The organism is Scatolibacter rhodanostii (assembly GCF_900197595.1).
In the GTDB taxonomy this organism is placed as follows: domain Bacteria; phylum Bacillota; class Clostridia; order Oscillospirales; family Acutalibacteraceae; genus Scatolibacter; species Scatolibacter rhodanostii.
Window position 1 is genome coordinate 191838 of record NZ_FZLO01000005.1, and the last position, 10111, is coordinate 201948.

Consider the following 10111-nt stretch of genomic DNA (forward strand, 5'->3'; position numbering starts at 1 on the left):
CAATGAAATTTAGTAAAGAAATTAAAAGAAATATCTTGTTTATTACAGTGGGGACATTCTCGCTTTCTACTGTTATGATAATTGTCTTTCTGATTGTCGGCGAATTTTCGTTACCTGTTTTATGGGGAGCAATCATCGGGAGCAGTTTAGCCAGCCTGAATTTTTATCTGATGACGGTTACTTTGCATAAGGTAGCAGATTCTGACGGGAATGGCAAAGCAATTGCCGGCATTTCTTATACGCTACGTAATGTGATGATGCTTGTAGGAGCGGCAGTGGCGATTGCGCTTCTAAAAGTAAATCCGATTTCTTTCTTGATTCCTTATATATTTCCTCGCATTTCCATTCACCTCATGCAAATTTGGGAATCACATAATAGTAAGAAATCCATAAGTAAGGAGGATGATGATTATGAAAGTTGAAATCACAGGGGCTAAAATTTTCTTTACAATTCCTTACTTAAATATTCCCATTACAGAAACTCTTGTGAATGCATGGATTGTGATGGCTTTGCTCGTGGCAGCATGTATTTGGATGACCAAAGGAATGAAGGTGCGAGCCAACACCAAAAAGCAGCACTTAGCGGAGTTTTTGGTGAACACGGTAAATAAATGGGTCTTGGATAATATGGGAGAACGATATGCGAAAAGCAGTTTTCCTCCTTTTATTGCCGCCTTATTTGCTTTCTCTGCTTGCAGTAGTTTGTTGGGACTGTTCGGGCTTTATCCGCCGACGGCAGCATTGTCTACGACTCTTGGTTGGTCCATCATGGTTTATGTCATGATTACTTACACCAATATTCGCACCAATAAACTTTCCGGCTATCTTAAAGGACTAACTGAGCCGGTGGCGCTTTTAACACCACTCAATATAATCAGTGAAGTATCAACACCGGTTTCAATGGCATTCAGGCATTTTGGAAATATAGCTTCGGGACAAGTAGTGAGTGCTTTGCTTTATGGAGCACTGCTGATGCTGAACAATGCCTTATTTGGTTGGCTTCCGGGTGCTTTGGGACAGATTCTGACGACAATACCGATAGCGCAGATTGGCATACCCGCTATCTTATCAATTTATTTTGACTTATTCTCAAGTATTATGCAGGCGTTTATATTCTGTATGCTGACCATGAATTATATTTCAGCGGCAGGTCAAACAGATTAATAAAATATAAATTCGAATTTAAAAGGAGAAAAATAAAATGGAACAAGCTATTATTTATGCTGCATGTGCAATAGGGGCAGGAATTTCAATGATTGCAGGTGTTGGACCTGGTATTGGTGAAGGTTACGCCGTTGGTAAAGCGTGTGAGGCAATCGGACGTCAGCCAGAGGCAAAGAAAGATGTTACCAGTACCATGCTTTTAGGTTGTGCGATTGCAGAGTCAACCGGTATCTACGGTCTTGTCATTGCTTTGCTGCTCATCTTTGTAGCACCGGGAATGTTCATCGGCAATTTGGGTTAAAAGATTCTGCTAATCGAAACGGAGGTAGGGTAAATGCCTGAAACCTTAGAATTTATATCATTTGTACCATGGGAAGCCATTATTATGGTTTTAAATGCTTTTATTTTGTATAAGCTGGTTCGACACTTCTTGTTTAAGCGGGTACAAGCTATTTTTGAACAAAGACAGCAAGAAGTAGATAGGGTATATGCCGAGGCCGACCGCGCTAAGGCTGATTCTGAAGCTGCAAAAAGCCAGTATGAAGCCCGGTTGGCAGAGGCGCATAAAGAAGCAGCAGAAGTGGTAGAGTCAGCCTTGAAAAACGCTAGACTCAAAGAAAATGAAATTGTAGGTCAAGCTAACCAACAGGCTGAATACTTAATCAAAAAAGCACAGGCTGATATTGAGCAAACAGAAAAGAAAGCAGTGGCTCAATTGAAAGATGATGTGTCAGTTATGGCGGTTAGCATTGCAGGAAAAATTGCGAAAAAAGAGATTAAGCAAGAAGACCATGAACGCTTGATTGAAGAATGTATGGAACATTTCAGGGAGGATGCTGTATGAATGCCTCTGCTGCCTATGCGCTCTCCTTGCTAGAGCTTTCATCTGAGTATGACTGCGAGAGTGAAGTTTATGATGCTGTAGTCGTTTTGCAAAATGCGTTATCAGAATTTCCATCTTATATACAGATTATTTCGTCACCTGCGGTTTTGATAGAAGAGCGAAAAAGGCTGATTTTAGAATTACTGAATGGGGCGCCCGCTTTGCTCACAAAAACGATTTTGACAGCATGTGAAAGAAATGAAGCTAACCTTTTCACTGAAATCCTCGACGGATATGTTGAGGCATATCACCAAAGACATGGCATTATCTCCGTTTTGGCGGTTTCGGCTATTCCTCTTTCGGACAAGATGTTCTCTCAATTGGAACAGTTGTTGAAAGAAGCTACGCATAAAGAAATCTTGCTCAAAAATCGAGTAGATGCATCTTGTATAGGCGGTTTGAGAATTCAAATGGAGGGTTTTCAGTATGACGGTAGTCTGCAAAGAAAGCTTCAAGATATACAACAAATGCTGATAGAATGAGAAATGTCAAAAGTCTTGCCATTTTAGGGTTTAGGCCTATCTGTACTTTTTAAGGAAGCATTGGCACAAATTCCGATAAAGGAAAGGTTTTATCAATGAAATTACACCCGGAAGAAATTACGCGCATTTTAAAAGCGCAAATCGAAAACTATGAAAATAAAATAAAAATGGATGAAATAGGTACGGTTCTGACGGTAGGCGACGGTATCGTGCGTGTTTATGGTTTAGACAACTGTGTATCTAATGAATTGCTTTTGTTCCCTTCTGGTCACTATGGCATGGCTATTAATTTAGACAAAGATTCTGTTGCTGCTGTTCTTTTGGGCGGCGAAGAGTTGGTTAAAGAGGGAGACACTGTTAAGCGCACGGGGAAAGTTGTGTCTGTTCCCGTGGGCGAAGGCCTTTTGGGAAGAACGGTAGACGCCTTGGGAGCACCTATAGACGGCAAAGGCCCAATTGAAGCCAAAGAATACTGGAGTATTGAACGTCAAGCACCCGGTATTATTGAGCGTAAAAGCGTTTCTATTCCTTTGCAGACAGGAATTAAAGCCATTGACAGCATGATTCCAATCGGCCGTGGACAGAGAGAATTGATTATTGGTGACAGACAAACTGGCAAAACAGCAATAGCCGTAGACACCATTATTAATCAGCGCAAAGAAAATGTTATTTGCATTTATGTAGCAATCGGTCAAAAGCAAAGCACTGTGGCACAAGTAGCAGAGAAACTTGCTAAAGCAGGAGCCATGGATTATACCATTATTGTGGCGGCAACCGCCTCTGATTCGGCACCCTTGCAATATATCGCTCCTTATTCAGGTTGCAGTATGGGTGAATATTTCATGGAGAACGGAAAAGATGTTTTAATTATCTATGATGATTTGTCTAAACATGCCGTAGCTTATCGTACCCTTTCCTTGTTGATTCGCAGACCACCGGGCAGAGAAGCCTATCCCGGTGATACGTTTTATCTGCACAGCCGTTTGCTGGAAAGAGCGGCAAGTCTTTCTGATAATCTAGGAGGCGGCTCAATGAGTGCGCTGCCAATTATCGAAACACAAGCGGGCGATGTTTCAGCATATATTCCAACAAATGTTATCTCAATTACTGATGGACAAATATTCTTGGAAACAGACCTCTTTCACCAAGGTATTTTGCCGGCAGTTGAACCGGGTATTTCTGTCAGCCGTGTAGGTGGAAACGCACAAATTGCAGCGATGCGCAAGGTGGCAGGCAAACTAAAACTGCTGTATAGCCAATATCGTGAACTGGCTGCTTTTGCCCAGTTCGGCAGTGATTTGGATAAGGATACTAGAAAGCGTTTGGCACAGGGAGAGCGTATTGTAAAAGCGCTGATACAAGCTGAAGCATCTCCTGTTGCAGTAGAAAAACAGGTTTGTTTTTTCTATGCGGTCACGGGTGACTTTTTGGCGGAAATTCCAGTGGAAGAAATTCATGACTTTGAGAAATTTTTCTATCACTACTTAGATAACGAGAAGATTGATCTTTTGAATCGAATAAAACAAACACAAAAATTGGGTAGTGAAGATGAAACTGCCTTAATGGCCATAACCCAAGAAGCAGTCAGTTTGTTTTTAAAGAATAAGCAGTAAGGGAAGTTATCGTATATGGCAGATGGCAAAGGTCTTGAGATTAAAACCCGTATGCACAGCATTGAGGGAACCCGAAAGATAACAAAGGCGATGGGACTTGTTGCCTCTTCAAAAATTGCGAGGGCAAAAGAGCGTGTAGAACGTAGCCGCCCGTACTTTCAAATTATGTATGATACACTTCATGCTATTGCGGACTCTAATACTGATTTTGGCAGTCCTTATGTTAAAGAGAATACAGCTGAAACAGTTTGCTTGATTGTTTTGGGCGGTGACAGAGGACTGGCGGGCGGATATAATGGTAATCTTTTTAAAAAAGCGGAAGAAATTTCTGCTAAAAGCGATTACATGGTATTGCCAATTGGCAAAAAGTGTTTGGATTTTTTTGAAAGAAAAAATGCTGAGATAATTAGCCGAGAATATGCTGTGGCTGCCGATTTAACGGTGGGCCGCTGTTTTGAAATCAGCAGAACCTTGTGCGATTTGTTTTTGCGAAATGAGTTTCATAAAATTGTTTTGGTCTATACCAATTTTGTGTCTATGCTGGAGCAAACGCCGGCTGATATTCAGGTTCTTCCTTTAATGGCAAATTCAGATGTGGCAAAAAAAGAAACTTCTCATTCAATTCTGTATGAGCCCAGCGGAGAAGCCGTGTTTGATGCGATTGTGCCTGAATATATGGCAGGGCTTTTATATGGCGCATTATGTGAGTCGCTAGCCGCAGAGCAAGCAGCACGTCACACCGCCATGGATTCTGCCAGTAAAAATGCCGAAGAAATGCTAGATACTTTGGTTTTGCAATATAATCGGGCACGTCAAGGTTCCATTACGCAGGAAATTACAGAAATCATTGCAGGTTCGGGAGAATAATTTATGGAAGAAAAAAAGATAGTTGGACGAATTACTCAAATTAACGGGCCTGTGTTGGAAGCAAAATTTCCGGCAGGTCAATTGCCTAATTTATTGAATGCTTTAGTTGTCAGACATGATAACAGGGAAATCGTCGTTGAAGTGGAACAGCAAATAGGGAACAATGAAGTTCGCTGTATTGCTATGAGCTCAACGGACGGTCTTGCTCGTGGTATGGAGGTTATAGATACAGGGGCTCCGATTACAGTACCTGTAGGCGATGAAACACTGGGTCGTGTTTTCAACTTGCTGGGAGAACCGCTTGATAATATTCCGGCGCCTCAAACAGCGCCAAGACGTTCTATTCACAAAGCTCCACCGTCATACGAAGAACAAGAAACAACAGGAAATATTCTTGAAACGGGAATCAAGGTTATTGACTTGATTTGTCCTTATGCCAAGGGCGGAAAGATTGGATTGTTTGGCGGTGCGGGAGTAGGAAAAACCGTCCTCATTCTGGAGCTTATCAGTAACATTGCCAAAGAACATGGTGGCATTTCTGTTTTCACCGGAGTAGGCGAGCGTTCTCGTGAGGGAAATGACTTATACAATGAAATGAAAGAAAGCGGTGTTTTAAAGAAAACCGCCTTGGTTTATGGACAAATGAATGAGCCGCCGGGTGCTCGTATGAGAGTTCCGCTTTCAGGGCTTACCATGGCTGAACATTTTCGTGATGAGCAGCATCAGGATGTTTTATTATTCATTGATAATATATTCCGCTTTTCGCAAGCAGGCAGTGAGGTTTCAGCACTATTAGGGCGCATGCCTTCTGCTGTTGGCTATCAGCCTACCTTGTCCACTGAAATGGGAGCTTTGCAGGAACGTATTACCTCTACTAAAAATGGCTCTATCACTAGTATACAAGCTGTATATGTTCCGGCAGATGACTTGACTGACCCTGCACCTGCCACAACATTCACACATTTGGATGCTACAACAGTTTTGAGCAGAAGTATTTCTTCTATCGGTATTTATCCGGCGGTAGATCCGCTTGCTTCTTCCAGTCGTCTTCTTACACCCTCTTTAGTGGGAGAAGAGCATTACCGTGTTGCAACGGCGGTGCAGAATACGCTGCAAAGATATAAAGATTTACAGGATATTATTGCGATTATGGGTATGGATGAGCTATCGGAAGAAGATAAAAAAACTGTACTGAGAGCCAGACGTGTTCAGCGCTTTTTATCGCAGCCTTTCTCAGTTGCAGAAGCCTTTACGGGCATGCAAGGCCGCTATGTGCCTATTGCAGAAACGCTGAGAGGATTCCAAGAGATACTGGATGGGAAATATGATGATGTACCTGAAAGCGCATTCTTGTTTGCGGGTAGTATAGACGAGGTGCTTAAAAAAGCGTAGGAATAAGGAGGGCTTACTATGGTTACATTTCCTCTTCAAATTGTTACACCAGATGGGTTGATATATGATGGTGACGCCGCAAAAATAAGTGTGCGCACGATTGAGGGCGATGTGGGAATTTTGGCACGTCATATTGATTTTGTGACGGCATTGGGTATGGGAGTCTGCCGCTTAGATACAGAAGAATCTACACGTTATGCGGCTTGTATGGGTGGCCTAGTTGCTGTCATCGACGGAAAAGTGAGAGTAGTTGCAACGACTTTTGAATGGTCTGATGAAATTGATATTGAGCGTGCCGAAAAAGCAAAAATTTTGGCAGAAGAAATCATCAATTCTGATAGTGACCAAGCAGAAAAACAGATTTCACAGGCTCGATATCGGCGTGCTGTCATCAGATTAGGCGTTTCACAAAGATTTTAGACTGTAAATACAGACCGTAATACTTAAATTTTAGAAAAAATCAAAATTTTACTTGACAAATGAAATTGAATCTGTTAATATTTTGGACATAAATATCAGCAAAGGCGCTGAAAACTTTATTAATAAAGTTTTCAGCGCCTTTGCTATTTTCAAGGAGGGGTTTTATGTTTTCATCTGTAGACACTATGTGGGTACTCGTTGCGGCTGCCTTGGTCTTTTTCATGCAAGCTGGTTTTGCAATGGTTGAAACGGGTTTTACAAGAGCTAAAAATGCTGGTAATATTATTATGAAAAATCTAATGGATTTTGCAATCGGTACACCTGCATTTTGGTTGATTGGGTTTGGGTTGATGTTTGCGGGTACAGGGCCATTCATTGGGGGATTTGATCCCATGATTCGAGGGGACTATAGCAGTACTATTCCTACTGCTGCATTCGTGATTTTCCAAACTGTTTTTGCAGCTACTGCTGCCACGATTGTATCTGGCGCTATGGCAGAAAGAACCAAGTTTATTTCTTACTGTATTTACAGCTTGGTTATCAGTGCGGTAATTTACCCTATTTCTGGTCACTGGATTTGGGGCGGCGGTTGGCTGAGTCAGCTAGGATTTCACGATTTTGCCGGTTCTACAGCAGTACATATGGTAGGCGGTGTTGCCGCATTGGTCGGCGCTAAAATTCTTGGGCCGCGTATTGGTAAATATTCTAAAAGTGGTAAAGCCCGTGCTATTCCAGGACATAGCTTGCCACTTGGTGCATTAGGCGTATTTATACTTTGGTTCTGTTGGTTCGGTTTCAATGGCGGTTCTACTGTTTCTATGACAGGTGACGATTCTATTGTCGCTGCCAGCAGTATTTTTGTTACGACAAACTTATCTGCTGCATGTGCTACCGTCACTACCATGATTATCACTTGGATTCGCTATAAAAAGCCAGATGTATCGATGACCTTAAACGGATCATTGGCAGGTTTGGTTGCTGTTACAGCAGGTTGCGATGTTGTTACTCCACTTGGTTCTGCTATTATCGGTATTATTGCTGCTTTTGTGGTGGTATTTGGAATCGAATTTATTGACAAAGTTTTAAAAATCGATGATCCAGTTGGTGCAATTGGCGTACATGGACTATGCGGCGCAACAGGCACAATTTTAACTGGCTTATTTGCTGTTGACGGCGGTCTTTTCTATGGTGGCGGTTTTGCAATGCTTGGTGTTCAGGTATTAGGCGTTGTGGCAGTAATTGCTTGGGTAGCAATTACAATGACCATTGTTTTCCAAGTCATCAAGCGTACGGTTGGTTTACGCGTAGACGAATCAGAAGAAATTGCAGGATTGGATATTGAGGAACATGGTATCACTAGCAGTTATGCAGATTTTATGCCTACTGCATTTGTATCCAGCTCTACTTCTCCAGCACCGGCTGCTCTGCCTGTCTCCGATTCTGTAGCTGTTCCAGTAGTAGACATTTCCAGCCCAGAGGCAAAAATTACAAAAGCGGTTATTCTCACAAGACAGAGCAAATTTGAAGCTTTGAGAACAGCATTAGATCAAATTGGAATTACTGGTATTACCGTTACGCAAGTTTTGGGATATGGAATGCAAAAGGGTTCCACCGAATACTATCGTGGAAATCCTATTGAAACCACTTTATTGCCAAAAGTAAAAGTTGAGATTGTTGTTTGTAAAGTTCCTATTGCACTACTGGTAAAAACAGTTAAAGAAGCCTTATACACAGGGAATGTTGGTGATGGGAAAATCTTCATTTATGATGTGGAGAATGTCATAAAAATTCGTACAGGTGAAGAAGGATATGAAGCCTTACAAGATGAAACATAATATTTACATAAAATAGATATGCTATATTAAAAAAGGCATGTGAGGTATTCTCATATGCCTTTTTCTAATTAATTTATCTATTTAAATCATAAAAGATAGTTGCAAAGCAATTGTTTAATATATATTGTGAATTATTTAAAAATTTTATTTGTTATAAAATCAATGTTTCGATAAATGATGATTACAAGTGAAAAAATACATTACATCCTAATTTAGTAGATCTAAGAAAATATGTTGCTGATTTTGATGTCTGCATTTAGCAGGTTGGTATTGTGTTTGGCATATGGCCAACTCATAAAAACATTCAAATAGTATTAACACTAAGACCTGAGGTTTCACTCAGGTCTTTTCTTTTGCCTATTTTTAGAATAAAGGAGAATTAAAAAATGACAAACTTAAACCTAGACTACTTTTATGGCAACAGTGCCGAGCAATATAGTTTCTTTTCCATACCAAAAGTTTTATTTACCAACCCTGCCTATCGTTCTGTATCAGACACTGCCAAAATCTTATATAGTATCCTCTTGAGCCGTAATGCACTCTCACAGAAGAATAACTGGATTGATAAACAGAATCGCTCGTACATTATCTTTACAATTGAAGAGATAAAAGAAACGCTTTGCTGTGGTAACAGTAAGGCTGTAAAAGCACTTGATGAGTTAGTATCAGTCGGGTTAATAGAGAAGTGCCGCCGTGGCCAAGGTCTGCCTACCATTATCTACGTCAAAAACTTTGCCACTGCAGCTGCACAAGATTCCTCATCACCTGATCAGGAAGAATGTAATTTAACCCCTGATACTTTGTCAAATAAGCCAATGAAGAAACCTAGACTTTTTGCCTCTAATTCTGAATTCAGGAAGTCAGAACTTAAGAATTCTGAAAAGCAAAAGTCCAGACTTCCCAAAATGGGAATTCTAGACTTCTCAAAAGCAGAATGTATATATAAAGACTTTAAATATACATACAGAGATACACATACTTCTTCAGACAAAACTGAAATTGACAAAGCTTTCAAGGAGTTCTGGAAAGCAACTCCCAAGAAAAGAAACAAAACCGAATGCAGAGAGTGGTGGACGTTGAATGTGGCGAATTGTAAATTTGCTGATGAAATCATTGAGGGCATGAAAAAACACTCTAAATGCGACGAGTGGCAAAAAGAAAGGGGGAGATATAGGGCCAATCCCTTGAAATGGCTGCAGGATGAACGTTGGACAGAGGAAGTCACGATAACAGAGCGAAGCTACAATTTGGAAGAATTGGAGCGTAGTTCTTTTTTTGACCCTGTTGACGATAATTATGATATAAACCGGCCAGTAAATATGTTTGCGCCCGTTTTAGCTTAATTTTGTCTGGGGAGCAGTGCGCCTTTTTCACCTTGATACTGTAGCATATTATGTCGAGATATGTTAATTATAGTATGTTTATTAGATATACTTACTTTACGTGTAAATTTTT

Annotated in this window: 11 protein-coding genes; all 11 read left to right on the plus strand. The window is 40.8% G+C overall.

Annotated features, from left to right (window positions below):
• Window positions 1-2: 2 nt before the first annotated feature.
• The 11 genes from CS931_RS10840 to CS931_RS10890 all read left to right on the plus strand — a co-directional run bounded on the left by CS931_RS10840 (window position 3) and on the right by CS931_RS10890 (window position 9999).
• Window positions 3-422 carry an ATP synthase subunit I gene (locus tag CS931_RS10840; RefSeq protein WP_099205818.1) on the plus strand — a complete coding sequence of 140 codons (420 nt, stop codon included), beginning with the start codon at window positions 3-5 and terminating at the stop codon, window positions 420-422.
• Window positions 412-1164, plus strand: a complete 753-nt coding sequence (locus tag CS931_RS10845; RefSeq protein WP_099205820.1) for a F0F1 ATP synthase subunit A — start codon at window positions 412-414, stop codon at window positions 1162-1164. The genes CS931_RS10840 and CS931_RS10845 overlap by 11 nt, the downstream gene beginning before the upstream one ends.
• Before the next feature lie 37 nt (window positions 1165-1201).
• Window positions 1202-1465, plus strand: coding sequence for an ATP synthase F0 subunit C (atpE, locus tag CS931_RS10850; RefSeq protein WP_099205822.1), 264 nt, complete (start codon window positions 1202-1204; stop codon window positions 1463-1465).
• A gap of 33 nt (window positions 1466-1498) precedes the next feature.
• Window positions 1499-2008: a F0F1 ATP synthase subunit B gene (gene atpF, locus CS931_RS10855; RefSeq protein WP_099205823.1), complete on the plus strand. Its 510-nt coding sequence runs from the start codon at window positions 1499-1501 to the stop codon at window positions 2006-2008.
• The gene (atpH, locus tag CS931_RS10860) at window positions 2005-2529 is read left to right on the plus strand and encodes an ATP synthase F1 subunit delta (RefSeq protein WP_159459817.1); all 525 of its coding nucleotides are present in this window, start codon (window positions 2005-2007) and stop codon (window positions 2527-2529) included. Before atpF ends, atpH begins: the two co-directional genes overlap by 4 nt.
• A gap of 95 nt (window positions 2530-2624) precedes the next feature.
• Window positions 2625-4142, plus strand: a complete 1518-nt coding sequence (atpA, locus tag CS931_RS10865) for a F0F1 ATP synthase subunit alpha (protein WP_099205827.1) — start codon at window positions 2625-2627, stop codon at window positions 4140-4142.
• Window positions 4143-4157: 15 nt separating this feature from the next.
• Window positions 4158-5009 carry an ATP synthase F1 subunit gamma gene (gene atpG, locus CS931_RS10870; protein WP_099205829.1) on the plus strand — a complete coding sequence of 284 codons (852 nt, stop codon included), beginning with the start codon at window positions 4158-4160 and terminating at the stop codon, window positions 5007-5009.
• A 3-nt stretch (window positions 5010-5012) separates the two neighbouring features.
• Window positions 5013-6401, plus strand: coding sequence for a F0F1 ATP synthase subunit beta (atpD, locus tag CS931_RS10875; RefSeq protein ID WP_099205831.1), 1389 nt, complete (start codon window positions 5013-5015; stop codon window positions 6399-6401).
• Between the two features lie 18 nt (window positions 6402-6419).
• Complete coding sequence (atpC, locus tag CS931_RS10880) at window positions 6420-6821, plus strand: ATP synthase F1 subunit epsilon (protein WP_099205833.1); 402 nt, start codon at window positions 6420-6422, stop codon at window positions 6819-6821.
• Between the two features lie 164 nt (window positions 6822-6985).
• The gene (locus CS931_RS10885; protein WP_099205835.1) at window positions 6986-8656 is read left to right on the plus strand and encodes an ammonium transporter; all 1671 of its coding nucleotides are present in this window, start codon (window positions 6986-6988) and stop codon (window positions 8654-8656) included.
• Window positions 8657-9042: 386 nt separating this feature from the next.
• The gene (locus tag CS931_RS10890; RefSeq protein ID WP_099205837.1) at window positions 9043-9999 is read left to right on the plus strand and encodes a replication initiator protein A; all 957 of its coding nucleotides are present in this window, start codon (window positions 9043-9045) and stop codon (window positions 9997-9999) included.
• Window positions 10000-10111: the final 112 nt, after the last annotated feature.